19 protein-coding genes and 1 other RNA gene are annotated in these 25,371 nt (G+C 50.3%); 11 read left to right on the top strand and 9 right to left on the bottom strand.

The window, feature by feature from the left end:
- The first annotated feature begins 8 nt into the window (after positions 1-8).
- From brxC to EYZ66_RS04270, 7 genes are all read left to right on the top strand, one after another.
- On the top strand, positions 9-3,545 hold the full coding sequence (gene brxC / locus EYZ66_RS04240; RefSeq protein ID WP_009576096.1) for a BREX system P-loop protein BrxC: 3,537 nt from the start codon (positions 9-11) through the stop codon (positions 3,543-3,545).
- Positions 3,545-7,024 carry a BREX-1 system adenine-specific DNA-methyltransferase PglX gene (pglX, locus tag EYZ66_RS04245; protein WP_009576095.1) on the top strand — a complete coding sequence of 1,160 codons (3,480 nt, stop codon included), beginning with the start codon at positions 3,545-3,547 and terminating at the stop codon, positions 7,022-7,024. Before brxC ends, pglX begins: the two co-directional genes overlap by 1 nt.
- Positions 7,025-7,034: 10 nt before the next feature.
- A complete protein-coding gene (gene pglZ, locus EYZ66_RS04250; protein ID WP_009576094.1) occupies positions 7,035-9,584 on the top strand; it encodes a BREX-1 system phosphatase PglZ type A in 2,550 nt (849 codons plus the stop codon).
- A gap of 33 nt (positions 9,585-9,617) precedes the next feature.
- Positions 9,618-11,681, top strand: a complete 2,064-nt coding sequence (gene brxL, locus EYZ66_RS04255; protein WP_009576093.1) for a BREX system Lon protease-like protein BrxL — start codon at positions 9,618-9,620, stop codon at positions 11,679-11,681.
- Between the two features lie 3 nt (positions 11,682-11,684).
- Entirely contained in the window at positions 11,685-12,542 is an 858-nt protein-coding gene (locus EYZ66_RS04260) for a GIY-YIG nuclease family protein (protein WP_009576092.1), read from the top strand.
- A 42-nt stretch (positions 12,543-12,584) separates the two neighbouring features.
- On the top strand, positions 12,585-14,738 hold the full coding sequence (locus EYZ66_RS04265) for a tetratricopeptide repeat protein (RefSeq protein ID WP_009576091.1): 2,154 nt from the start codon (positions 12,585-12,587) through the stop codon (positions 14,736-14,738).
- Between the two features lie 90 nt (positions 14,739-14,828).
- The gene (locus tag EYZ66_RS04270) at positions 14,829-15,122 is read left to right on the top strand and encodes a hypothetical protein (protein WP_009576090.1); all 294 of its coding nucleotides are present in this window, start codon (positions 14,829-14,831) and stop codon (positions 15,120-15,122) included.
- A 57-nt stretch (positions 15,123-15,179) separates the two neighbouring features.
- Here EYZ66_RS04270 and EYZ66_RS04275 read toward each other — a convergent pair whose 3' ends face one another.
- The 5 genes from EYZ66_RS04275 to EYZ66_RS04295 are packed head-to-tail and all read right to left on the bottom strand — an operon-like array spanning position 15,180 to position 18,949.
- On the bottom strand, positions 15,180-15,512 hold the full coding sequence (locus tag EYZ66_RS04275; RefSeq protein WP_009576089.1) for a hypothetical protein: 333 nt from the start codon (positions 15,510-15,512) through the stop codon (positions 15,180-15,182).
- A gap of 8 nt (positions 15,513-15,520) precedes the next feature.
- Positions 15,521-15,889, bottom strand: a complete 369-nt coding sequence (locus EYZ66_RS04280; protein ID WP_009576088.1) for a hypothetical protein — start codon at positions 15,887-15,889, stop codon at positions 15,521-15,523.
- Positions 15,886-16,650, bottom strand: coding sequence for a radical SAM protein (locus EYZ66_RS04285; RefSeq protein WP_009576087.1), 765 nt, complete (start codon positions 16,648-16,650; stop codon positions 15,886-15,888). Before EYZ66_RS04285 ends, EYZ66_RS04280 begins: the two co-directional genes overlap by 4 nt.
- Positions 16,647-17,882, bottom strand: coding sequence for a DUF763 domain-containing protein (locus tag EYZ66_RS04290; RefSeq protein ID WP_009576086.1), 1,236 nt, complete (start codon positions 17,880-17,882; stop codon positions 16,647-16,649). Before EYZ66_RS04290 ends, EYZ66_RS04285 begins: the two co-directional genes overlap by 4 nt.
- Positions 17,879-18,949 carry a hypothetical protein gene (locus tag EYZ66_RS04295; protein WP_009576085.1) on the bottom strand — a complete coding sequence of 357 codons (1,071 nt, stop codon included), beginning with the start codon at positions 18,947-18,949 and terminating at the stop codon, positions 17,879-17,881. The genes EYZ66_RS04290 and EYZ66_RS04295 overlap by 4 nt, the downstream gene beginning before the upstream one ends.
- A gap of 350 nt (positions 18,950-19,299) precedes the next feature.
- Here EYZ66_RS04295 and EYZ66_RS04300 point away from each other — a divergent pair, with 350 nt between their 5' ends.
- The 3 genes from EYZ66_RS04300 to EYZ66_RS04310 are packed head-to-tail and all read left to right on the top strand — an operon-like array spanning position 19,300 to position 20,920.
- Positions 19,300-20,085 carry a hypothetical protein gene (locus EYZ66_RS04300; protein ID WP_009576084.1) on the top strand — a complete coding sequence of 262 codons (786 nt, stop codon included), beginning with the start codon at positions 19,300-19,302 and terminating at the stop codon, positions 20,083-20,085.
- A complete protein-coding gene (locus tag EYZ66_RS04305) occupies positions 20,082-20,483 on the top strand; it encodes a hypothetical protein (RefSeq protein ID WP_040816780.1) in 402 nt (133 codons plus the stop codon). Before EYZ66_RS04300 ends, EYZ66_RS04305 begins: the two co-directional genes overlap by 4 nt.
- The gene (locus tag EYZ66_RS04310) at positions 20,480-20,920 is read left to right on the top strand and encodes a hypothetical protein (RefSeq protein WP_040816779.1); all 441 of its coding nucleotides are present in this window, start codon (positions 20,480-20,482) and stop codon (positions 20,918-20,920) included. The genes EYZ66_RS04305 and EYZ66_RS04310 overlap by 4 nt, the downstream gene beginning before the upstream one ends.
- Positions 20,921-20,997: 77 nt before the next feature.
- Here EYZ66_RS04310 and EYZ66_RS04315 read toward each other — a convergent pair whose 3' ends face one another.
- From EYZ66_RS04315 to ssrA, 3 genes are all read right to left on the bottom strand, one after another.
- Positions 20,998-21,624: an ImmA/IrrE family metallo-endopeptidase gene (locus EYZ66_RS04315; RefSeq protein WP_009576083.1), complete on the bottom strand. Its 627-nt coding sequence runs from the start codon at positions 21,622-21,624 to the stop codon at positions 20,998-21,000.
- A complete protein-coding gene (locus EYZ66_RS04320; RefSeq protein WP_009576082.1) occupies positions 21,617-21,964 on the bottom strand; it encodes a helix-turn-helix domain-containing protein in 348 nt (115 codons plus the stop codon). The genes EYZ66_RS04315 and EYZ66_RS04320 overlap by 8 nt, the downstream gene beginning before the upstream one ends.
- A 350-nt stretch (positions 21,965-22,314) precedes the next feature.
- Positions 22,315-22,671: a transfer-messenger RNA gene (gene ssrA, locus EYZ66_RS04325) on the bottom strand.
- Positions 22,672-22,882: 211 nt separating this feature from the next.
- Between ssrA and EYZ66_RS04330 the strand changes: the two genes are divergently transcribed.
- Positions 22,883-24,490, top strand: coding sequence for a class I adenylate-forming enzyme family protein (locus EYZ66_RS04330; protein ID WP_009576081.1), 1,608 nt, complete (start codon positions 22,883-22,885; stop codon positions 24,488-24,490).
- Here the strand turns inward: EYZ66_RS04330 and EYZ66_RS04335 are convergent, their stop codons facing one another.
- On the bottom strand, positions 24,491-25,327 hold the full coding sequence (locus tag EYZ66_RS04335; RefSeq protein ID WP_009576080.1) for an SDR family NAD(P)-dependent oxidoreductase: 837 nt from the start codon (positions 25,325-25,327) through the stop codon (positions 24,491-24,493).
- Positions 25,328-25,371 lie beyond the last annotated feature (44 nt).

A 25,371-nucleotide genomic window follows, 5' to 3' on the forward strand; every position in this document is an offset into this window, starting at 1 on the left:
GAGTTTTTATGCTACTGGAACAGCTATTTAACAAACCCGTTGACCGCGCGATCGAAGGGGTTATCAAGGCCGATGACGATGTTAGCTTGTACGTTGAGCTGGATGAGTACGTCATCACCAATGAAGTATCTAAACGCCTCGATGATTTTTTAGATGCTTACCTGAACTACGCTGGTGCTAACGGTGTTTGGGTCTCAGGGTTCTTCGGTTCTGGTAAATCGCACTTGCTGAAAATGCTGGCGCTTCTGCTCCAGAACAAGCCGATCGAAGACACCTACTATCCGCTCGATCTCTTCCTGCAGAAGCCGCCGTTTAACGAGGGCGGCATGCAAGCTGAGGATCTTAAACGCGCTGTCGCCATTCCTTCTGAGAGCATTCTGTTCAACATCGACCAGAAAGCCGATGTCATATCCAAAGATGAGCTTGATGCGCTGATCGCGGTGTTCGTCAAGGTGTTCGATGAGCACTGTGGTTACTATGGCAAGCATCCCTACATCGCTCAGTTTGAGCGCGAACTGGACGTAGATGGTCAGTTTGATGCATTTAAAACAGCATTTGAAAAACTTGCAGAGCTAGATTGGGAATCAGGTCGACGTCGGGCAAAACGCATGGCGCAACACATTGATACCGCCTACACCGAGGTAACTGGCACATCCGTCGTGGATATTCTGGATAAGTACCGGGATGACTACCGTTTGTCCATCGAGGATTTTGCCGAGCAGGTCAATGCCTATATCGAGTCGAAAGGCGATACCTTCCGTCTGAACTTCTTCGTCGATGAAGTCGGTCAGTACATCGCCGATAACGTGAAGTTGATGACCAACTTGCAGACGGTCGCAGAATCCCTTGCAACAAAATGTAAGGGGCGCTCATGGGTTGTCGTCACCGCGCAGCAGGATATATCATCTGTGTTGGGCGAGGGTGCTCACCAGTCCAACGACTTCACCAAAATTCAGGCACGCTTCAACAATAAGATGCCACTGAATAGCCAAGATGTGGCCGAAGTCATTCAGCGACGTCTACTCGCGAAGAAAGATGAGCATATTAATGCGCTGTCTGATCTCTATCACGCCAATGAAAACAACTTTAAAACGCTGTTTGATTTTGCGGACGGATCGACCACCTACCAGAACTTCAAAGATCGAGAACACTTCATCCAGAGCTACCCCTTCGTTCCGTACCAGTATTTGTTGTTCCAGGCTGCTATCCAAGGGCTGTCTCGCCACAGTGCCTTCCAAGGTAAGCACAGCTCAGTCGGTGAACGCTCGATGCTGGGTGTTTTCCAGCAGGTCGCCATCGGGATCAAAGGCCATACGCTCGGTGATATTGCAACCTTTGATCTTATGTTCGAGGGTATTCGCACCGCGCTGAAAGGTTCGATTCAAACATCCATTCATAGTGCAGAGAAAACACTCACTAATGAATTCGCTCTGCGGGTGCTAAAGGCACTCTTCCTCGTTAAATACGTCAAAGCGTTTAAACCGACCGTGCGCAACATCTGTGTGTTGATGCAAAACAACTTCAACACGTCGATCACTGCACTGAAAGCCGATGTTGAAGAGGCGCTGGCCCTGCTCGAAAACCAGACCCTTATTCAGCGTAATGGTGATCTCTATGAGTTTTTGACGGATGAAGAGCAAGACGTTGAGGCTGAGATCAAGAACACCGAAATTGATACTCAGACCGTGGCGGGCGAACTGGAGAAGCTGATCTTTGATGGCGTCATCAAGAATCGTAAGATCCGTTGGGATGAGAGCGGGCAGGACTATGCGTACACCCGCAAACTGGATGATGTTCAAAGCGGGCGAGAGCATGAGCTGGCGATTAACGTCATCACTTCATTCCATGATTACCGTGATGCGTTCGATAAGCACAAGACTGATACCGTTTATAACGATGAGCTTCGTGTCGTACTGCCTGACAGTGATCGTTTGATTCGCGACCTGATGCTTCTGAAGAAGACTGAGAAGTACATCTCTCACGAGACACGCACCACACAGCAGGATTCAGTTAAACGGATCCTTGCTGAAAAAGCGGCCCAAAACGGCGAACGGGCGACACAGTTAAAAGCCCTGATCTCATCGTTGATGGGTAAAGCGGTCTACTTCGTTGGCGGCAAAGAGATTGAACTGGCCGGTGAAGACGGTCAAACAAAGGTCCAGCGCGCATTTGTCGAGCTGGCAAAGCAGACCTACCCGAACCTCAAAATGCTGCGTGGTAAGCAGTATCAAGAGAGTGAAATCTCCGGCATTTTGACGCAGGGCGAGCAGGGTTTGTTTGGTGATGAAACAAGCCTGCCAGAAGCGCAGCAAGAGATGTTCTCGCATATCCAGAGCAATCACCGTGGCGGTATCCGCACGACCGTTAAACTTCTACTGGAGAAGTTTGAGCGCAAGCCCTATGGATGGTCATACGCAGCGGTGCTTTGCACGCTGGCGCATCTGTGCGCCCGTGGCAAAATCGAAGTACGCGAATCGACCAACCTGCTAGACGACAGTGAACTGGCACGGGCGCTCACCAACACGAATGTGCAGGGTAATCTGATTCTCGACCCACAGATCGAGTTCACGCAGGCACAGATAAAACGCCTCAAGACGTTCTTCAATGATTACTTCGACAAAGTGGCTCACGCAACCGAAGCTAAAGCCTTGGCTAAAGAGACTCAGGACGCTTTTGCTAACCAGAAGACAGAGCTTGAGCGCCTCCACCTTCAGGCCGACCGATACCCGTTCCTTCGCGCGTTAACGGTGGTGATCGACGATCTATCCGAATTGTCGACTAAACCCTATCAGTGGTTCGTGACAGAACTGACTCGAGATGAAGACAAATGGCTAGACGACTACAAAGATGGTCTGGTTGATCCGATCGTCTCGTTCATGAAGGGTTCTAACAAAGCCCAGCTGGATGAAGCCTCCCGGCTTTTAAGCGATCACAAGGCCAATCTCAGCTACGTACAGGCCGATGAGCTTGATGCCATCAAATCTGCCGTGGTTGATCCCAATATTTACAAGGGTAAAGCGATTCAAACGCTGATTAGCAACATACAGTCGCTCAAATCCAAGTTGGATTCTGTGATCGCTGATGAGAAGGCCGCAGCGGATGCCAGAATCGATGCGCTCGAAGCCAAACTCACCCAGTACGACGGCTACCTCTCGCTGAGTGATGAGAACAAAGCGACGGTTCAGGCTCGGATCGATGCAGCAAAACAGGCGATTTCGGAACAAAACCTTATTGCGATGATCCGCGATGCCGTGAATAACTTTGAAAACCATCAGTACAGTGCGTTGCTGCAGCAGATCGAAGACTGGAATACGCCGGTTGTCCCCGAACCGCCAGTCAAGCCGGGCAATGGCGATACGCCTATTGATCCTCCTACACCACCCGTATCACCTGCTCCTAAGGTGGAAATCGTTGGCGCGCGTGATTTGTCGGTGGCTTACGCCAAACCCTTGTTGGAATCCGAGGCGGATATTGATGCCTATCTGGAAAGCTACAAGCAAGCTCTGGTCAACACCGTCAAACAAGGTAAAAAGGTGCGCCTTTAGTGGATACGTCTAAGTTAAAAAAATTCGCACAAGCGGCGCGCCAAGAGTTACTTGAGCAGGTCGGCAGTAAACTCGCGTTTGTCTTAAAGCCCGAAAGTCCCGCTCGCCGTGAATATCCGGCGGTAGTGAATGAGCTCGAAAAGGCGATGTCGGCTCATGGTAAAGCGGCGCTGATCGATCAAGTGGCCTACACCTGGTTCAACCGTTTCTGTGCACTGCGATTCATGGATGTGAACGGTTACAACCGTGTGGGTGTCGTCTCACCGGCTGAGGGACAGGTGCAACCAGAGATCCTCGCTGAAGCTAAATCAGGTGTACTTGATGATGGTCAGATTAACGCTCAGACGATAGAGAAAATCCGCGGCCTGCTGAATGGCTCGATTCCAAGCCCAGATGCACAAAGCGAAGCGTACCGTCTACTCATCGTGGGTTCATGTAATGCGCTGTACGACCGTATGCCTTACCTGTTTGAGCGTATTCAGGACTTCACTGAGCTACTGATGCCCGATGATCTACTTTCGGATAACTCGATTCTGACGAAAATGCGCGAGGTGATGACGCCAGAATCCTGCACGGATGTTGAGATCATTGGTTGGCTGTATCAGTTTTACATTTCCGAAAAGAAAGACGAGGTGTTTGCAGGTCTCAAGAAGAACCAGAAGATTACCGCCGAGAACATTCCGGCGGCCACTCAGCTGTTCACGCCCCACTGGATTGTGCGCTATTTGGTTGAGAACTCTTTGGGCCGCCTCTGGATGCTGAATCGCCCCAATTCCAAGCTCACAGAGCAGATGGAATATTACATAGCACCGGAAGAACCTGAGTCAGATTTCCTAAAGATCGGCAGTCCTGAAGAGATCAAAATCGCCGATCCTGCAGCAGGCTCAGGCCACATGCTTACCTACGCGTTTGATCTGCTGTACGCGATCTACGAAGAGGAAGGCTATGACCCGAATGACATTCCGGGACTGATTCTGAGCAACAACCTGTACGGTATCGAGATTGATGAGCGCGCAGGGGCGTTAGCGTCTTTTGCGCTTGAGATGAAAGCCGCAGCAAAACTCGGTCGTCGGCGTTTCTTCCGTATGGATGCGAAGCCCAATGTTTGTGTGCTTGAAGATTTTACTTTCACAGACTCCGAGATGGATGATGTGATGTCCATCGTGGGTAAAGATCTTTACTCGGCAGACCTGCGCGAGACGCTGACTCAGTTTGAGCAAGCTAAAAACTTCGGCTCTCTCATTGTTCCAAAGCTCAAGGACCCCGCTGAAACACTCCGACTGATCGAGACAAAAGACCTCGCGGGCGATATGTGGTTGACCGAAGTACATGAGCGTTTGGTCAGAGTACTGCGCATGGCTGAGTATCTTTCGCCGAAATACCATGTGGTGGTAGCCAACCCACCATATAAGAAGAAAGGTGACCTTAACGGCCAGCTTCAGTCATTTCTTGTGGAGAAGTTTCCCGATTGTTTTTCGGACCTATATGCGGCATTTATTGACCGCCTGAATAAACTTTGCCGCAGGCATTGTCTCTTCGCAATGATCGCTATGGATAGCTGGTTATTTGGTGATGATTTCACAGAAATGCGCATACGCCTGCTCTCAGGAGCGCCTTTTAAACAGTTAGCGCACCTCGGCCCTCGTGCCTTTGACCAAATCAAAGGTGAGGTTGTACAGGTCGCAAGCTTCGTATCACAAAGGCATGGCGATCCAAGTCAGGTGGCTCAATTCTTCGACTTAACTGACGGCCAGACTTCCGAAGAGAAGGCGTCTATGCTTCGAAAACGGCATGGAAAACATCTGGCTAGAGGGACTGATTTTTCATGTTTGCCTCGAAATGTGGTCGCGTATTTTGTGTCAGATCATACTCGGAATGCTTACGCAAAAGGCACACCCCTAAAGGAGATTGCGGAGGCCTTCACTGGTTTGCAAACCGGTGACAATGATCGCTTTATTCGATGCTGGCCCGAAGTCAACAGTAATTCCATTGCAAACAATAATAGTTACGATGTTATAGGATCCGATGACCATCCTTGGGTCCGGTATATTAAAGGTAGTGATTACCGGAAATGGTACGGAAATGGCTTTCTCGTTCTGAATTGGGCGAGAAATGGACAAGCTGTAATCAACCATCCAAGTGCTCGACCTCAGAATCGAGAACACTACTTCAAGCCCGGATTAGCCTACAACACCATTGCCAAAAAGTTTTCGGCTCGACGTGTTTATGGTGGTGAGGTATTCGATCAAAAGAATTCAATGTTCATAGCGGCAAATGATGTGAGTCTCGATGAGTCTTTGGCACTTTTGCACTCCAATTCAATTGTTCCGTTGCTCCGCGTGGTTGCCGCTAAGGACTTTGGTCCCGGCAGCATGAAGCTTTTGCCAATGCCGTCAGATGGTATTCCATTACCTGCACGTGAAATTACGTTGCAATCTGTGAGACTGGCTCGCGCAGACTGGGACGCCTACGAAACCTCTTGGGATTTCAGCACGCTCCCGCTGATCTCGCACGATCATCGCGGAGAGACGCTTGCGGAGAGATATGCAAGCTTGCGCACCCATTGGCAGTCCATGAAGGACGAAATGCAGCGGCTGGAGGAAGAGAACAACCGCATCTTCATCGAAGTCTATGGCCTCCAAGACGAACTATCGCCCGAAGTCCCAATCGAAGAAATCACCCTCACCTGTAACCCAGCGTACCGTTATGGCATCAAAGGCACTAAAGAAGAACGTGAAACACGCCTGAAAGCGGACACTATGGCAGAGTTCTTGTCATATGCTGTGGGTTGTATGTTCGGGCGCTACTCATTGGATGAGCCGGGTCTGATCCTAGCCAACCAAGGTGAAACCCTCGCCGACTATTTAGCTCGTATACCTGAACCGGCGTTCATGCCGGACGATGATAACGTCATTCCACTGATCGACTTCGAGGGGGACTGGTTTGAGGACGATATCAGCGAGCGCTTTAAGCAGTTCCTACGGGTGACGTTTGGCGATCAGCACTATGCCGAGAACGTAGCCTTTATCGAAGATGCGTTGGGTAAGAGTATCCAAAAATACTTCGTTAAAGACTTTTATAACGACCATGTTCAACGTTACAAGAAGCGCCCAATCTACTGGTTGTTCTCAAGTCCGAAAGGCACGTTCAATGCGCTGATCTACATGCACCGCTACACGTCGTCAACGGCAAGTGTCGTGCTGAACGAGTATCTGCGTGAGTTCCGCACCAAGCTCGAAGCGCGTCGCGATAGCAACGAGCAAATCTCAATTAGCGCCAGCAGTTCTCAGAAAGAGAAGACCGCTGCACTGAAGATGATCGATAAGCTCAACAAAGCGATTGAAGAGGTGAACGACTACGAGCGTGAGGTACTTTATCCGTTGGCAGGTCAGAACATCGCCATCGATCTCGATGATGGTGTGAAACACAACTATCCCTTGTTCGGCAAAGCGCTGAAGAAGATCACAGGCTTGAGCTAAGGCAGGGACGATGACACAAAACCGTATTCAACAAAATCTCGCTCGACTGTTTGAGCGCCAGCGCATTGTCTTCTGGTATGACGACAAGAAAGAGTTTCGCGAGGCGTTTGAAAGTCTTGAGATGGAGGGCGTGGAGAAGGCTGAAATTCAGTCGAATGAATTTACTCTCAAGCATCGTATCTTGCGGGAAGAGCCAAAACAGAACTTCCTGCTGTACTGCGAAGATAAAGAGCCCGAGTATCTCAACAACTGGCTGCTCGACGTTCAGCTGCACAGTGCAGTATTCCGGACTGACCAGTCCGCGATCTGGCTGAGCGAAATGAACCTCCCGCCAGACTTTGCCGATGTCGTTACGGAACATGAAGCCTTTTTTGATGCGGGTCGCGCGCCTAAGCAAGCCGAGACCCGCAAGCAAAAGCTTCTCGATTTACTGCAACCCGACGACCTCAAACAGCATGTGCGGCTCAAGATGCTGGCTGTCTGCGCAGATCTTCATCAGCTGGCCGATGTACGCTTAGATGTCATTTGCGAAAATCTGTTTGATGAGTTGGTTGAGGATACCCAACCACGATTTGCGCTGATCGAACGATGCAATCTGACGGGCGTGCTATGGGAGCAGATCGAGCGTCACTACGGATACGTCTCAGAGACGCCATCGGTCAAAGACTTCTCAATCGAGCTGTTTAAGTCGTGCTACGCACTCTCAATCACCAATCCAAAAGCTAGCGATAAGGCCGCGCTAAATAACGATGCACTCGTACTCTTCAAACGCTGGAAGGACAGTCGCAAGCACGAGGACGTCTTTGAATCCCTCTCAGGCAGCTATGCAGAGCTACTAGACATAGAGAGCGATCTAAACAATCGGGATCTGCGCGATGTCATCGAGATGGATTACTACCGCTTGATTGACCAAAAAATCATCGTAGATCTGGTCAAAGCCGTGAGCCAACGCACGCTGTCGGAAGGCGAGGTCACCAAATACTGCCGTGAGCGTCGTCAAAGTCACTGGTACGGTGCGTTTAAACACCTCTACACTGCGATCGAAGTCGCCAGTCAGTTCCTATCTGCGCTAGATACTGTGCAGCTCAACATGAGTAGCACGTCCGATGCCGTGCATGGCTACGTGCGCCACTGGTACAAGATTGATCAGATGTACCGCAAGTTCATCCACGCCCTGAAATCCTCTGGGCAGATGACCCTGCTGAATAACCTGGTCGATACCGTGGAGAACCTTTATACCAATCGTTTCTTAAGTCCGCTGGCTACTCAATGGCAGGGTCAGGTGGATGCGATGGATAAATGGTCCGTACCGGATGTGATCCCGCAACGCCAGTTCTACAGCAATTGGGTAAAACGCTATTCCAACCGCGGCAGCAAGATCTGCGTCATTATCTCGGATGCGTTTCGCTATGAGGCCGCCGAAGAGATGATCGGCCGCATTAACGGGGAAAAGCGCTATCAGGCCTCACTCAGCCACATGCTGTCGTCCCTGCCAAGCTATACGCAGTTGGGCATGGCGTCGTTGCTCCCATCCAACGGCGGTGAATTCACCATTTCGGATAGCGATGGTTCGGTGTCGATTGGGGGTGTATCGACTCAGGGAACCGCGAATCGAGACAAGCTGATCAAAGCTGCCCTGGGTGATACCGCCTGTGCGCAGCAAGCCAAATCCATCTTGGATATGACGCAAAGCGAGGGGCGTGAGCTCTTTAAAAACCACGATGTCATCTACATCTATCACAACCGCATCGACCATGCTGGCGACAAGATGCAGTCCGAGGGTGAAGCCTTCGATGCTACGGAGCGTACGTTCGACGACTTGATGATCCTGATTAAGAAGCTCGCTGCTTACAACGCATCTAATATCTTGATCACCGCGGATCACGGGTTTATCTATCAGAACAAGCCGCTCGATGAGAGCGATTTCTTGTCTGCCGATGCCAGTGGTGAGGTGCATTACCGCGACCGCCGCTTCCTTCTTGGCAAAGGATTATCCGCCCCGGAATCCATCAAGGTGTTCAGCCCAGAACAACTAGGACTGTCAGGTGATGTGCACGCGGCCATTCCAAAAGGAATCCAGCGCCTTCGCTTGAGTGGCTCGGGCAGTCGCTTTGTTCACGGCGGAGCGACCTTGCAAGAAGTCATTGTTCCCGTCATCTCAGTGAATAAGAGCCGACAGGATGATGTCGCAGTCGTTGAAGTCGATTTGCTTCGCGGTGGTACCAACATCATCTCGGCAGGGCAGCTCTCAGTCACGTTGTATCAGACCGAAGCGGTGACCGATAAGCTCAAACCGCGCCAGCTACGCTGTGGCATTTACACGTCGTCTGGTCAGCTGATCTCTGACGCACACAACGTCACAATGGATCTGACATCGGATAACGCCCGCGAGCGCGAGATGAAGTTGCGTTTCGTTCTGACTCAAGATGCCGACGCTGCGAACAATCAGGAAGTGAGCCTGAAGCTAGAAGAGCAAGTTGCAGGCACAAACCAGTACACCGAATACAAACAGTTGAAATACACCATTCGCCGCTCATTCACGAGCGACTTCGATTTTTAATGAAGGGCGATGAGAAATAAACAGGACAGAACCATGACGGATCTAAACGCAAAAATTAACGACATCTTCCCCGGCCTTGTGGTTCGCAAGGATCTGGTGAAGACCGTAAAAGGGAACGCCATTGTTCCGTCCTACGTCCTTGAGTATCTGCTGGGGCAGTATTGCGCGACAAACGACGAAGATAGCATTCAGAGTGGCATCCAGACGGTTAAAGAGATCCTCGCCAAGCACTACGTTCATCGTAACGAGGCGGGGCTGGTACGGTCCACTATCCGTGAGAAGGGGCGCTACAAGGTCATTGATAAGGTGACTGTGGCACTGAATGATAAAAAGGACTGCTACGAGACCGAGTTTTCTAACCTCGGGATCAAAAAGGTCTTAATTGATTCCGGCACGGTTAAAAAACACCCCAAACTCTTAGTCGGTGGTGTCTGGGTTATTGCGGATATCGAGTACGAGCATACGGAAGACAAGGATGCGGTGCCTTGGATCTTGGGCACTCTAAAACCGATTCAGATGTCGCACTTCGACTACGAAGGCTACCTTGAAGCCCGCAAGCAGTTCACGCTGGATGAGTGGATTGATGTGTTGGTACAGAGTATCGGCTTTAACCCGGAGTACTTCGGTGAGCGCAGTAAACTCACCCAACTGGTGCGACTCATTCCGTTTTGTGAGCGCAACTACAACCTGATTGAACTTGGCCCAAAAGGAACGGGTAAATCTCATATCTATTCTGAGTTCTCACCCCACGGCATTCTGATTTCAGGTGGCGAGGTTACGGTACCCAAGCTGTTCGTAAACAACTCAAGCGGCAAGATCGGCTTGGTCGGCTATTGGGATACCGTCGCATTCGATGAGTTCGCAGGTAAAGAGAAGAAGGTCGACAAAGCGCTGGTCGACATCATGAAGAACTACATGGCGAACAAGTCGTTCTCTCGTGGTGTTGAAACGCTTGGTGCCGATGCGTCGATGGCGTTTGTCGGTAACACTGAACATAGCCTAGCTTACATGCTCAAGCACTCTGACCTATTCGACGCGCTACCCGCAAAATTCTACGACTCCGCGTTCTTAGACCGTCTGCATTTCTATATTCCCGGCTGGGAAGTGGACATCATCCGTGGCGAGATGTTCTCAAGCGGCTACGGCTTTGTTGTTGACTATCTTGCTGAGGTGCTGCGCCACCTCCGCAACCAAGACTACTCAGACCAATACAAAGGGATATTTGAGCTCGACCCCTCTCTCTCGACCCGTGATAGAGACGGTATCAATAAGACTTTCTCAGGCCTGATGAAGATACTCTTCCCGCAGGGCGGGGCTACCCATGAAGAGATAGAGAAGATTCTCAAACTCGCGATGGAAGGCCGCAAACGCGTTAAAGATCAGTTGATGCGCATCGACACTACCTACGCTTCAGTTAAATTCAATTACAGCGATGAGGCAGGTAAGCAGGCTTCGGTTTCTACCTTAGAAGAACTGCAATACCCTAAATACTTCCACCATGAGGTCGAGGTGGATACCGGTGAGTTACCTGAACCAATACCCGCGAATAACGCATCACCGTCAACGCCGAGCGCGCCTGTCGCGCCTCAAAGCGCAAAGCCTGAGTTAAAAGAGCAACACATCGTGGTGATGGAGAATCAGCGCGGCGTCAGTTACGAGCAGCTTTTTGGGCCGTATCTTAAAGGTGCTACCCATATCACCATAACAGATCCATATATTCGATTGTTCTACCAGGCGCGCAATCTGATGGAGCTTTTAGAATCCGTCGTGAAAGCCAAGTCTGAAGAGGATGAAGTGGTAGTAAGCCTGATCACTGTCGAGGACGAGTTCAAAGGCGAACAACAACGTGAATGGTTGAGCCAGATTCAGAGTTCGATGCTCACGGTCGGCATCAAATTCGCCTTCTCATTTGATAACTCAGGGAGGCAACACGCTCGCCATATCGTGACGGATACCGGCTGGAAAATCTCTTTGGACCGCGGACTCGATATCTTCCAACAGTACGATATGAATGATGCCTTCCAGCTGACAAACCGACTGCAATCCCAGCGGCCATGTAAGGCATTTGAAGTGACCTATATTCGAGTGGGAGAGTAAAACATGGCAGGGCGTTACCGCACTATCCAGATATATCTGCCCAATGGGGATCCAACTGGGATCCGCATAGCTGAGCTCACAACTTCTATTATCAGGGTCATCGAAATCCCTAGAAGCCAAATCACTCAATTTCTCAAGAGTGAAGAGGCTAACCAGGTAGGGTTTTACTTTTTGTTCGGTGGAGATAGTAAAGACGAAGTTTATATCGGCCAGTCCGGTAACTTGGGATCGCGTTTGTCACAACACAGCAAGGATGACAAACGAGACTGGGAGCGAGCACTGGCTGTAGTGTCGTTGACCAATAATCTCACGCAAACGCATGTGCTGTATTTGGAGTCGTTGAGCATAGAGCGCGCCAAGGCCTGCGATCGATACAGAGTGATCAACGGAAACGGCGGTCAGCGGCCTCACACACCTATTCCTCTGCGTGACGATTGCGATGAGATCCATGAAATAGCCTCGCTTTTAATGGCTACGCTGGGCTACCCAATTTTTGAGAAACTGGTCGATGAGTCCAACGAAAATGAGCGCGAGATTTTTTACTGTACACGCACAGGCGCCAACGCTCAGGCGGTCTACACAAACGAAGGCCTGGTTGTGCTGAAAGGTTCGACCGGTCTTCTTAATCCCAATGGCAAATCCAGAGCGGATTTGGTAAATGCTAGAGACCGACTGATCGAGAGCGGCGTGCTTGCTGTCGAAGGTGAGTTCACCCGATTTACAAAAGACTGGTTATTTTCGACACCCAGTGGTGCCTCTAACGCTGTCGTCGTCATGCCTTCCAATGGATGGCGTGAATGGAAAACCGCCAGTGGAATTACGCTCGACGAGCTTCACCGCTCTGGACCCGCAAATGAATAGAGCGAGTAATCGATAGCGACCTGTCGAAATCAAGGACTGAGTATGGATACGGCCACCCCCCACGAACATGCATATGACCTCTTATCTGAGGGTAAGTATGACGAGCTAATTACCTTCATCACTCCACATGTCAAAGCAAACGACTCGTGGGCCGAAGCTATGCTGGGACAGTGCTACCGCATGGGTGCGGGCGTTGAGCAAGATCTCGCGGTTGCGAGGCACTACTATGAACTTTCAGCGAACCAAAAAAATCCACAGGGGCAACTACTCTTTGGACACCACTTACTCTTCGAAGGTGATGTTGAGGAAGGCAGGAAACAACTTGAATTAGCATTTGAAGGCGGTATTACCTCGGCAGCAGATTATCTAGCCCAAAGTTTCTTTAATGAGTCGAACGAGCCAGGCACAACCGAGTTTGCTATTGGTCTGATGTGGCTTAGGACATCTGCTGACTCGGGAAACCCGGAGGCCATGCACCAGCTTGGATGGATCATTGGCGAGCGAGGCGATGATGCCAGTCTTGCGGAAGCGCTCGAGTGGGGCGAACGAGCTGCTGAGCAGGGTTATCCAAACAGCGCGCAGAATGCGGCACTCGCCTACGAGAATGGTCGCGGCACAGAAATCAACTATGCAAAAGCTCGGCATTTCTACTCGATTGCCGCCGATGCTGGCTTGACGAACGCACTCCACAACTTGGGTGTTCTGTACTGTGATGGTAAAGGCGGTGATGTAGATAAAGAGGCTGCGTTTAATTGTTTCAATGCAGCGGCCGGACAAGGGAGCTTTTTGTCATCCCAAAGCCTAGCAACGATGTTTGCTGCAGGCGAAATCAGAAACATGCCACCCAACCGACCGATGCAGCTTGCCTGGTTAATGATCGCTGAAGAGCAAGCCAAAGAGCTAGGGCATGTCGAATCGTCAATCATCGACGGCAAGAAACGTCTACTCCTCGAATTATCAGAGGATGACAAGCTCAGCACGATATCGATCCTCGGCGTGATCGGTGAAACCCAACCTAAGTGGGTTGCTTCTATTTTGGCCCAGCAGTACGAGTCAGGTGAAATTATTGATACTGATGCCGAGAAGGCGGCGTTTTGGCGTGAACAAATTGACGACACGTCAGCGGTACCAGAAGGGCACGAAATAGGCTTAACGACTGATGCAGACTTAGCGTCTCTATCGAAAAACACAAAGACGTTCGTTGAGTGGCTCCCGCATCTTGGCCTGAGCGATCAGCAAATCCATGGTTTGTTTGTTTTAGTAGGTCTCTATGATGGTACTCCTCGAGCTCAGCAAGAACTCGAAGCGGTTATAACCCCACTCCAACAAGTACTCCCTTATAATCGCGGCAATATAATTAATCACTTAGTAGACGAATTTTTCGAGGAGTATCAACTCCCGCTCGAAGAGTTCTGTTTGAGAAGTGGGTATGAATTTGAATTCAGACCCATCAAAATCAGAGAGGATATGGAGCCTTTCCATCTTCTCAATCTGCGAGACCACAAGCTCCTTGCTCCTGAGGTCAATGGAGTCAGTAAACTGGCAGATGCCTCCCGGCTATTCCAATCGTTTTTGACAGCGCTGGGCGAATCCACCTTCCGCCAAAACCGCAGTATGAAAGAGGCCTTTTTGGCCGGCGTCTACCAGATGCAGCACATGGGCCAGATTGATCTGTATGTGGTACAGCAATTGAGTCAATTGATCTCAACATCAGTCCCATTGGTTATTGGACACGCGTTCCGAGCAATAACCCATAATACCCTGGAATATTCACTCAGCGGCGAGATTGAACAAGCGCCCCTCCATACATTGATGTCCGGTATGGAGCGAGACTACGCACAGCAATTGTGGGCATTCCAATCTGCTTTGTTCTTCCATGACCAACAGCGAATCAGTGGCGTCGCTGAGTTGGAACCCAAAGACTGGCATCGCTGGGTGACTGATCGGGCGCGGGCGTTTAGTGATGCCTACCCGACACAACTGGTTGGCTTCAGTCAATCCGGTGCGACCCTGGTGGGTGTGCCAGCTTGGGCTGCTGAGGTAAACGACTTCAAGGCCTGCGACGATTTCATCAACGTCGTATGGGGATTTTCAGCGGACACTCTTAAAAATGAGATGGAACTTTTAGAGTACAAAGCACTAATGATCCACACGGTTTACGCATCGCTAGCCATATCCCGCGATACTCTTCAGTAGGACATTCTAGAATGTATACACCCCAGAACCATTGAAATGTAACTACGCCCTAAAATAAAACAGCTCACCGACGCTGGCGTAGCGCCTCAGGTGGCGGAGATACACGCAATCACTGTGGGGCGCGCCATGGGCATGTACGTCGACAATCTCGTAACGCAAGAATATTTGGATGCAACACTAGATGCGCGGTTTGCGCAGCAAGACGCTAAATTCGAGCAACGGTTTAAAGCGCTTGAACGCCGAGTCGATGATCGTGTTGCACCTCTTGAACTAGCGATTCAATCTATTCAGGTCACACAGCGGTTTCAGAGCGGCTTGTTGTTGATTTTAGTGGCGGGTTTGCTGGTGCCGCCCGTGCTTAGTCTTGTATCGAGCCTGAACTAACCCGTCGACTCACGGGCGGTAAGGCAGAAGGGCGGCACGCCAGCCGCCCCCGGTTCGCTACTGAACCATAACGCTAAAACTCAATGCGGCAACACAGTAGGCTGCCAGCCCTCGCAGTATCATCGATACAAAAATCCCCGCGTAGTCTCTGGGTTCTAGGTCAAGTAAATGAGATTCGACTTTACTCATCCAGCCCACATACATACGTTGGCACATAAGCGCATAATACAGCGCAATACCTGCCATATAAGCCAGTTCCGGGTGGTAGTAAATCGCCGCCATTTCCAAAGCGATAAACGCAAATGCGCCAATTAAACACTGTCTTAAATAGCCAGCGGCTTTGCGCGCAATGTGATTATCTATGTTAATTCCTAATAGTTTTTCGATCATGCTGACTCCTAGGCGAGCAGTGCGCCAATAAACCAGATAAGAGCGATAGCCCCGAAAAACACCACGGCAATGGCGATACCGATCATGTCGGTGGGTTCTGGGTAGGGGTAACCGCTTTGTGCTTTGTTTAAAATGAAGCCACGGCCTATTTCGCACATGGCGATCATGAAAGCTAGCCAAGGCAGAACCCACCAGATCTGACTCAGCAGGCAGGCTATCATTAGCAGTGCGCAGTAAACTTCAAGGCGTACGCTAAAACGCATGACGCTCATAAGTTCTTGCCCTTGTTTAGAGTACTCATCAAACAGTCCCGCACCGTCGTGCAGGCGTTTATCCGATATAAAAACGCGATATAGCCAATCCCATAGTTTGCTCATGCTACTCTCCGTGCGGGTTTGTTGGGGTGCAGGCCGTAGCGTGCTAGACGCTTGCGTACCTTTGGGAAGAGCTTGATTCGCTCTAGCTCTAACGATTTGAGTATGCCTGGATGCACAGTAAGCAGGCGCTGTTTTACTCGGTGAATGGCGCTCTCGTCCGAAAACGATACCGACACACAGGCGTTGCAGCTGACTTGTGCGCGTATCAGGTTGTCTAAGGCCTGAAATGGCAGGGCGTAAGCCGCGCGCTGTGCGCCTGTAAGTCTATGAAACTCGTCTTCGTCGCAGCCCTTAATCGATACTCGAACGTGCAGCTGCCGATACTTTGCCAGTTGCAGGGCGAAATCCGGGTCGGCACCCAGTGTCATGCCGTTCGTTTCCAATATGTAAACGAACTCAGACTGCTCCACCAAATCGAGCAGTTCGAGCAGGTGTTGCCTGCCCAGAGTGCCCTCTGACGCCGAGGCCGATATTGTGCTGTGGCCATATTTGCGAGCGTTAGAGGCCAAGCCATCAAACACTTGCTGGGGTGTGTAAAATTGACCGGTTGTGGCCGGTTTCCATACGGGTTTGTCGCTAAAGCAAAATTTGCAGCGTAGGTTGCAGCCGACCTCAGTAGCACTAGTGGTGCCCCCGTAAAAACGAAGGGTTCTGCCCAACTGCACGTATTTGCGCTGGTTGCCCCTAACCACAATGCCCTCCATAGCATGGGTGAGGGCGAGCGGGTCGTAACCCGCATCGCTCGTAATGATATCGCTCATGAGTCCTTTTTCCCGTATAGCAGTGGGTTTTGCGTGTCCATGAGTTTACGGGTCAGACCTTTAACTACGCTGCCCATGAAAGTTTTGCCGCCGTTCGTCTCAGCGTGTTCCCATTCGTGCTCAATCAGTTCGTTGATAAAATCCAAGGGAATGCCTTTGGTTTCGCCAGCCACGGCTGCCTGGTGCAGGCGCTTGATCGCTTTGTTTTTGTCTTTTTCGCCCAGCTTCGAGCGCGCAACACTGTCTTTGAGCATGCTTACCGTTTCGTCCATGGCATCGGTATCGATGGGATGGGGGCGTCCGTCTTTACCGCCCACGGCGAACGCGAAGCGGGCAGGGTCTTCAAAGCGGGTTGCATCGCCGTGCACCAACTCACTGGCCATTGCTAGGGCCTTGAGAGTTCGGGGGCCCACGCCGTGCAGATCTACCAGTTCTTCGAAGGTCTCGATATCACGGTTGTAGGCCAAATCAAGAACCGAGGCGAGGCGTGCGGGATTGATATCCTCTTTGCGGACGTCGTGGCGATTGGGTAGTTCCGAGGCATGTATGGCCTCTACTAAATCTTTCGGGCGTTCTCTCGTGAGCTCAACTATGTGTTGACGCAGCGGTTCTGCACTGGCGTCCACTAGGTTCAGTACCTGCTGCTTTTCCAGACCTGCAATGCCTGTGTGCGGCGCATCGCCGAAGGAACGCACGCTCGGCGAATGCCAGTGATACCGACGGGCACGGCGCGTATCTCTATTCATTCCCTGTGATATGGCGGTCCACTCACCCTGATTCGACAATAAAAAGTACTGTTGATACAGGCCGTAACCATCCTGTATGGCGTTGTTATCGATCCTACTGGTCAGGCGCTGTGACTTAATCAGAGCATTGCCATCAAGGCCGTGTTTGTCTGACACCCGCTCGATTTGCTTGGGGCTATACCAAGCCGCTTTGCCTTTGCCGCCCAGAATGTAGAGACCTAAATCGTGCGCGCGTGGGTTAAGTTTGCGTTTTAGGGAGCCTAAAACCACAGCGGTAACGCCACTCGAGTTCCAGTGCATACCCATTATCGCACCTAGTGCCTGAAACCAGTTAGGGTCAGACATACGGGTCAATACCTCTGAGGGGCCGTAGTTTTCGATAAGGGCTTCAATGATCGCCTCGCCCATGTTGCCCATGCGCTCGGTTAAAAAGCCTGGCACTTTGCCAAAATGTAGGGGCATGCCTACGCTACCTGCTGAAATCATAATGATTCTCCTGTGTGTTTAAGGTGGAGTGCATCGGCACTCAGTTTGATTGATGTGGCCAGTAAGTCGGTTCCTAGGCGTGCTAGGCGGTTAAGAAAGGGTATGCACTGCAGTGCACGTAGTAGTTTGATAATTGCCGTCGCTGGGCGATTGATGCGTTCGAAGGTATCGTGATCTCGCATCGCTGCTGCGGTTTTAAGCGCGAGGCCCGTTGCCGCGACGCCAGTTCCCATGACTATCGGCCCGGAATCAGGAGTCCATTTGCCGTTATACCCGCGGAGGTATTCTCGGAAACCCCATATTCCCAACCTGCGTTGAAACATGTGCTCTTTAAAACACTCCCACTGCGCTTCTGCCTCGCGTGGCGCGAAATGACTCATGTAGTAAATTAGGTAGGCGAGCGAGCACCCTCGCGGCTGGTCTGAATAAGCTTTTACACCCAATGCTTCTGTTTGGAATAGACCTGTTTTAGGCTCGGTTCGATATGTGCGCATATAGCTCAGCCAGGGCTCTATTAGTTTGGTGGCCAAGCTTGTCTTGTTGTTTTGATCAAACAGCCATACTGAGTAGATAATTGCTGCTTGATCGGCTGACCAGCGCATACGTACGTGGGGTAGTAGAGGCGCGTGCAGATTCGACTCGGCGAGCGTGAGTGCGACTAAATGCTCAGTGATGCGTTTGTTCAGTTTGTAAAAGCGGTTGTCTGATAGGGCTTGGTAGCATCCTAAAATAATGTTCAAGTGCTCGAGATAGTATCCATAGCGACCTAAATCCTGTTGTTGGTCTAGCGGTTTGCTGAAAGGTCGAACACGGCTGTGCATGGCACAATCGGCGACGCGTGTGATGTAAATCGCTGCGTCTGTTTGTTCAAGGCAGCCGCATTTACACAGGGTTAGTAGTGCTTCTGCCATATTAGATAGCGCTGCGATATCCTGGCCCCAGGCCTTTGGTACGAACTGCATGATGAATAGATCGTCCTTTGTGAAGCCGTGGAAATCGCGCGTTAGAAAATCTGAGATCAAGCTTAATTCTGTTGGTGTGTTGTTTGATCTTTTTATGGGGTACATAACGCCTCCTGTAAACAAGCTGTTTACGACTGTAAATTAATTGTTGACAAATGTAAACAGTAAATTTACATTATGCGTGCTGGTTCGAAAAACGAAGGAGAACGAAATGGGTGCTTTAGCTTTAGTTATGGGTGTAGTGGCGATGTTTTTAGTAGGATTTTCATTGTATGTAGCAGGCCGCGTATATAGAGAAGCTGGGAGAGCTGCGGTCAGGCCCTTATTCTTGGTGCGACGGCAGCTGATGTGGCGCTTGGCATAAGACACTGCGAGATTGTCTTACAAAAGTAGAGTGGCTGTGTTGAGCATCAGGCCACACGCTAATCAATTGATAGTGGGGGTTTGGGGTAGCCATGGACGAAATTTTTGAAGAGATCGCAAAACTGATACGCCGCGAAGATGAGGGATACCCAGAGTCTCTCGCCGATAATTCAGACCTCGACATCAAAATAACCGTGAAGTCCGGTCAAGTGATTATCCGGCGCGCGGGTCGTGTGAAGATTTTCAAATCAAGCAACAACAAATTCCTTGATGTCCTCCTTTCGTTTTGGCCGCTTTGGACTCCTGCTGATCTATGCTGGCTACTCGAGTTTAAAAAGCTCGATTTAGAAATTGGCTACTCTGATCAATTGAAGGCTCTTCTTGATTCCAATTCGACTGACCTAGACGATCTTGCACTCGCGAGCGAGAGTGAACTCGAATACGGATCTTTTCAAAATATAATCGAAGACTTTTGTCTCAATTCAAGTCAGGTTTATGATCCAAGTGATCCCGCGAGTTATTTCGATGGGCGTGACTGCTGTGATGATGAGGCGGACGATGAATCGAATGAGGAGCTATTTGCCCGACTGGTAGCCGAGTACCCTCCAGAGATTGTAGTTAAGCACTGTTATTACGAGTCTGCCTCAGATGAACATATCGAGCCTCAACGAGTTTTTGACTTTCAACCCCGCGGCTCACTCTCGTACAGGAATGTGTTCTATTCGTCACCCCTCGTGGTTTCAAACTGCGGGCATGAGCCCAATGTTATGGTGACTGTTTCCAAAGCGGATGAGATCCTCTTCTCTATACCTCATGAAGAGTTTAAGTTGAAGTTGGCAGCTGCAGTCAGAAGCTTGCCCGAGGAGTACGACCTATGAGCCTAATACGAGCAATAGTATTGGTATCCCTTCTAAGCGCTAGTGGTAATGCATTAAGTAAATGTTTGATGGTAGGTCAACTCAAGGGCTGGACAGCGAAAGAGAGAGATAGCCATATGTTCGAGGAGGATGGATTTTCCTCAAGCATTTTTTATTTGAACTTTGCTGAGGAAGGCAAAGATAGTTGGATGTCTGATTCCCCCTCAGTGATAAAAATACCATGCGCCAATCTGGGGGTGCTTACCTGCGTTGATCAAAGATATGGAGACACGATTTTGAATTGGGCTATCGACTCTCACGGATCAAAGGTCACGCATACTCGCATCTACGACGGAACGGGGGTCTTTGACGGCGTCTCAGCTATGGTCGGTGAAGTGCTAGGAGAATGTAATTTGTGAAGAGCGTATTGTTTACGTTGTCCCTTGCCGGATGCTGCCTTTTCTCTGATGTGGTCGCCGCAAATTTTCCATGCGACAAGACATTGTACTGTTATGCAGAACAGATCCATTTGGTACAGCCCAATGGTGAAATACTAAACTTCAAACCTGAAAATCTGACGCTCAGAGTCGAAGCAGATAAGTTAAGTATCCCGCCAAGACAGTCAATTCTCGGTGACGGGACTACGCAACTGCAGATTAAGAAAGAATTTTTCAGATGCGGAGGTGGTCAGGCCCCATTCAACAAATACAAACTCGCGGCGGTTAAGGAATTTGGGTTAGGGCCGGAAGCTGTCGTAGAAATTTCTGATGGAAAATTCCGAAGCGTTAATATGCGCCCTTATTTCTACGGGGAAGGGATATTGGTAGTCCACGGAACCTGTGATTATTTTGACTAAATGAGAAATTAATAAAATTTGTAAATAAAATCAGATAGTCGTTCAGTAAGCTAAAGAGAAAGTTACTGCGAGAAGCATCATCGACCTTGGAAATAGTTCTGGATAGTTTTTGCGACTCGCTGAAATGTCGTCAAACGCCTGGGCGAAATGGACAGGTGATCTAGCCGGCTCTCAATAGCGCTAATGGATACTGACTTGAGATCGAGCGCCTTTTGTATGTCTACTGCCAATGCTCGTCTCGATTTGGCGGACGTCGCATAACGCCACTTTGAAGCTTTAGTAGCGGCTCTGACTGGGCCAGGTGGCATTAGCAGAGCCTCTGCGAAACGATCCGCTTGAACTTCCTCTACTGGCCGAGCCTTGCTCCGACACAAAATCCCCAACTCATCTTGGTGCTTGATGTACAGCTCTCGATGAAGGCAATGGTGGCCTATCTCGTGAGCGATCGTGAAGTTATAACGGCCCTCGTGATTCTCAATTCTGGGATTGATCAGAATAACGTTCGCCCGGAAATCAATGCCTCCGATGATGTCTGCTTCTTGATCCGTGAAGTCGAGCTCATAACCCAGATGAAACTCGGCGATTCGTTCTACTGGAACGGGTAGGGTAGACCTATCTATGCCCAGAGCGTCGAGCGCTTCGTTGCGGAATTGTTCCGCTGTCGACTCTATCTGTTCACTGGAGAGGGCAGGCCAGTTAATCATCACCGCGTGTCATTTCTTCGACTTGCGTTTTCAGCAGAGCCCATTGTTCTGGCGTTAGATCTTTAGCCGATCTCAGAAAACTTGGGATAGCCGTGTGCTTGTCTTTGATTAGCTGCGACACCTCTGGATCAATTTGATCAGCCAGGGCCGAGAGCTCATCGATATCTGCTTTCAAAGCAGCTGCGAGTTTCTTGAGCATCTCGCCACTCGGCATTGCCTTCCCTTTTTCCATGTTCGAGATGTGCATCCCAGTGCATTCGCACATGCGGCCCAGTTCACGAACGCCGATGTGTTTATCTTCTCGAAGTGCTTTTAATTTCTGGGCAAAAGGGTTTGGCATGAAGATGTCTTCTGTAAATTTATAGTATTCAATTGTAGGTGGTGATGCGAATTTGATCAATAGAAATGTCCGCTAACTCCCTCATAGCTAGATGCTTGCTTAGCAATTTAATGCTATATCAGTCGTTGTCCGTTAGATTCCATCGTTACAACGCGAATAGCTCGATCATTTAGCCAAATCAACTTATCAGGTTAGTATCTGATATTGTTATTCGCGTGACTCGCATGCTACCCGATTCCTGGCGTGAATCACTAAGTTTTGAAGCTCGAGTTAACCGTTTATCTTATTGTGGTAGTAAATGTGGTAAAAATAAAAAAGCACCCCGTAAGGTGCTGTTTTATATAGGTATTTGGTGGAGGCGGCGGGAGTTGAACCCGCGTCCGCCAGCACTCTGCCATCGGCTCTACATGCTTAGATTCCGTCTACTGATTTAGTGCGGCACAGCCCGACGGGCAGGACGTGCAACACGAGCCTTGTAAAAGTTTAACAGCGCCGCCCAAGGCATACTTTGCTGCGATCCTGTTCTATATGACAGTCACACGCGCGGTACAGGCACCTTGCGATAGACCGTTAGCGGGGTTTAAGCCGCTAAAGCGTAGTTGTCGTCGTTGGCAACTATTAAGTTACAGCTTTGGATTAACGTGATTGGCTGTCATCACGGCATGCACCTCAGGTTTTGTCACCGTCGTCGAATCCATAACGCCCCCAAGTACGTGGTAAGTATACGCCATAAAAAGAAGTGGAGCATCAACTCAATTGATGGGTTGGTTGTGAGGTTGTTTTTCTGGCCTCTTCCCGCTGTTTCACAGTGTTTGGTGTATAAAGCGACAGGGATAAGCTTGGGTGTTCGATAAAGGTGGTAATTCGATCGCACTTTGGTAAATTAGAACTACTTATGAAAGTAATAGGCGCGGAATAATGAATAAAGCACAGCGTTATCGAGATGCGGGTCACTGGCCTGATCAAACACTGCATTTTTGGTTGGACGAGAACGCTTCACGTTGTCCTGATCGGGTGGCGGTGAAAGATGCGCCTAATCGAGAGGCAATTACCGGTGAGGCTCCTATCGCATTAACGTGGTCGCAGCTGAAAAAAGCCAGTCTCGCATTTGCCGCCTACATGAAAAGCCGAGGCGTTCAAGCGGGTGATCGCGTGTTGATTCAAATGCCCAACGTCGTGGACTTGGTGGTGGTGTACTACGCGCTGTCGCGGTTAGGGGCGATTATTTCGCCCATCCCAGTCCAATACGGACATCATGAAGTTGACTGGGTGCACTCAGAGTTGAAGAACGTCCACGTGATTGTGGTGGGTAGTATGGCCGGAAAGCCCTTAGCGGCGACCTCTTTATCAGACCGTTGCGCAGTGACCGTCATGGGTAAAGACTGGGTGATTGACCCTAATGTAGAGACTGACGCGACTGTCGACGATTCGTCTGTAACCGCATCAAATATCCTAACAATCTGTTGGACGTCGGGAACGACCGGCACACCTAAGGGCGTACCGCGCGACCACAACATGTGGATGGCGATTGGCGTAAGTAACGTTAAGGTATGCGATTACCGCGACGGTGATATCCTGCTCAACCCATTTCCTTTGGTGAACATGGCAGCGGTAGGGGGCTTTTTGTTCCCCGCCGTGGTATGTGGGGCTACCTTAGTGCTACATCACCCCATTGATGTGCCAGTGTATTTGCAGCAGTTGCAGCAAGAGCGCTGTACGTTCACCATCGCGCCTCCGGCTTTGCTGAATCAACTCGCGGCGAAACCTGACATGTGGAATGCATTTGATTTTTCGGCGCTTCGTAATATTGGGTCGGGTGCCGCGCCGTTATCGCCTTGGATGATTGATGTTTTCGAGAATCAGTTCGGTAAGCCGATTTTGAACTTCTACGGCTCGAACGAGGGGATCTCGCTGTACTCAATTCCCTCGACAACGCCTGACACCGAAATGCGAGCGAGTTGTTTTTATCGCCCCGCCGCCGACTCTTGCATTGTGGCGGAGGTCGCGGATCCAGAATCCGGTGAACTGCTGACCGAGGTTGGCGCCGTTGGCGAATTGTTAATGGGCGGCCCCACGGTATTCAACGGATATTACAATCACGATAACCAGGGTGTATTCAGCAAAGAGGGCTTGTTCCGCACCGGCGATTTAGTCGAGATTACGGGTGACGACGGGCGCTATTTAAAGATCGTGGGTCGCTGTAAAGAAATGATTAATCGCGGTGGCTTTAAATTATCGCCCGTTGAGTTGGATTTATTGCTAGAAAAAATCGATGGCGTTAAAGAGGCCGCGGCGTTTTCTATTCCCGACGATACGTTGGGGGAGCGCGTGGGTGCGGCGATTGTGCTGGAAGATCCCGCCAAGCCTATTGATTTAGAGGCTATAAGCGCTTACTTCGAATCGCAAGGCGTGGCCAAGTTCAAAACGCCTGAAGGCGTCATGATCATTGAGGCACTGCCGCGCAACCCGGTGGGCAAAGTACAGCGCTTCATGTTGAACGAGATCTATCAGGCTCAAAACGCTTAGTTACAACAAAAAGCGCTCGAATTCTTGCGAGGCTGATTCGGGCGTCTCTAGCGCGCTTAAATTTGCTAGATCATCAACTGCGTTGTCAGTGAGATCTAGGGCCTGTGTTTCTTGCATGCGCGCCTCGCGCAACTTGCCCGCGCCGGTGATGATTATCTTCCCCGATATGTGGCTATCGGATGACACTAATAAAGACAAGCTCTCGGCGACGTGTTCGGCAGAGAACAAGGCCGCCCAGTTTTCTGGGAACCACTGTGCAGTCAATGGGGTAAGCGCGTAGGGTGCAATGGCGTTGATACAAATATCATGCCCCTTGGCTTCGTGATGTAAGCTGCGCATTAAGCCGATTAAAGCTGCTTTTGAGGCGGCGTAGGCGCTTTGCCCGTGATTGCCGTACAGGCCCGCCGTCGAGCTTGAGACAACAACGCGGCCATACCCAGCTGAACGCAAATGCGGCCAAACAGCATGTAGTAATCGGGCAGTGCCGTAGAAGTTGGTTTCCATAATCGCTTCAAAATCGGCGAAGCTCTGTTTGTGAAAGCTTTGCGGATGGTCAAACCCTGCGTTGGCGACCACAATGTCGAGTCGGCCCCAGGTATCAAGCGCTTTGTTCAGGAGGTTGATGCCAGACTCTGGATCTTGTGCCGAAGAATACTCAGCGACCGCGCTAGCGCCCAAGGCCCTAATTTCAGCGACGACAGCATCGGCTGAGTTGGGTTGGTCGGGGTGGCTCCGATTATTGACAACCACGCGAATGCCTAAGCTCGCTAATTTATGAGCGTAGGCGCGCCCTAAGCCTTTTCCGGCACCGGTGACAATCGCAACAGGTTGGCTCATAGAAGCGCTCGTATTTGTCTAATAATGCAAGTATCCTAAACCCA

Source organism: Aequoribacter fuscus (assembly GCF_009910365.1).
Classification (GTDB): Bacteria; Pseudomonadota; Gammaproteobacteria; order Pseudomonadales; family Halieaceae; genus Aequoribacter; species Aequoribacter fuscus.

What these genes read in the sequence shown, in the direction of transcription:
- brxL (WP_009576093.1), top strand. Translation starts at nt 9,618, where the DNA reads ATGACGGATCTAAACGCAAAAATTAACGACATCTTCCCCGGCCTTGTG.
- EYZ66_RS04265 (WP_009576091.1), top strand. Translation starts at nt 12,585, where the DNA reads ATGGATACGGCCACCCCCCACGAACATGCATATGACCTCTTATCTGAG.
- EYZ66_RS04275 (WP_009576089.1), bottom strand. Translation starts at nt 15,512, where the DNA reads ATGATCGAAAAACTATTAGGAATTAACATAGATAATCACATTGCGCGC.
- EYZ66_RS04290 (WP_009576086.1), bottom strand. Translation starts at nt 17,882, where the DNA reads ATGATTTCAGCAGGTAGCGTAGGCATGCCCCTACATTTTGGCAAAGTG.
- EYZ66_RS04260 (WP_009576092.1), top strand. Translation starts at nt 11,685, where the DNA reads ATGGCAGGGCGTTACCGCACTATCCAGATATATCTGCCCAATGGGGAT.
- EYZ66_RS04330 (WP_009576081.1), top strand. Translation starts at nt 22,883, where the DNA reads ATGAATAAAGCACAGCGTTATCGAGATGCGGGTCACTGGCCTGATCAA.
- EYZ66_RS04335 (WP_009576080.1), bottom strand. Translation starts at nt 25,327, where the DNA reads ATGAGCCAACCTGTTGCGATTGTCACCGGTGCCGGAAAAGGCTTAGGG.
- EYZ66_RS04300 (WP_009576084.1), top strand. Translation starts at nt 19,300, where the DNA reads ATGGACGAAATTTTTGAAGAGATCGCAAAACTGATACGCCGCGAAGAT.
- EYZ66_RS04295 (WP_009576085.1), bottom strand. Translation starts at nt 18,949, where the DNA reads ATGTACCCCATAAAAAGATCAAACAACACACCAACAGAATTAAGCTTG.
- EYZ66_RS04320 (WP_009576082.1), bottom strand. Translation starts at nt 21,964, where the DNA reads ATGCCAAACCCTTTTGCCCAGAAATTAAAAGCACTTCGAGAAGATAAA.
- EYZ66_RS04285 (WP_009576087.1), bottom strand. Translation starts at nt 16,650, where the DNA reads ATGAGCGATATCATTACGAGCGATGCGGGTTACGACCCGCTCGCCCTC.
- pglZ (WP_009576094.1), top strand. Translation starts at nt 7,035, where the DNA reads ATGACACAAAACCGTATTCAACAAAATCTCGCTCGACTGTTTGAGCGC.
- EYZ66_RS04305 (WP_040816780.1), top strand. Translation starts at nt 20,082, where the DNA reads ATGAGCCTAATACGAGCAATAGTATTGGTATCCCTTCTAAGCGCTAGT.
- EYZ66_RS04315 (WP_009576083.1), bottom strand. Translation starts at nt 21,624, where the DNA reads ATGATTAACTGGCCTGCCCTCTCCAGTGAACAGATAGAGTCGACAGCG.
- brxC (WP_009576096.1), top strand. Translation starts at nt 9, where the DNA reads ATGCTACTGGAACAGCTATTTAACAAACCCGTTGACCGCGCGATCGAA.
- EYZ66_RS04280 (WP_009576088.1), bottom strand. Translation starts at nt 15,889, where the DNA reads ATGAGCAAACTATGGGATTGGCTATATCGCGTTTTTATATCGGATAAA.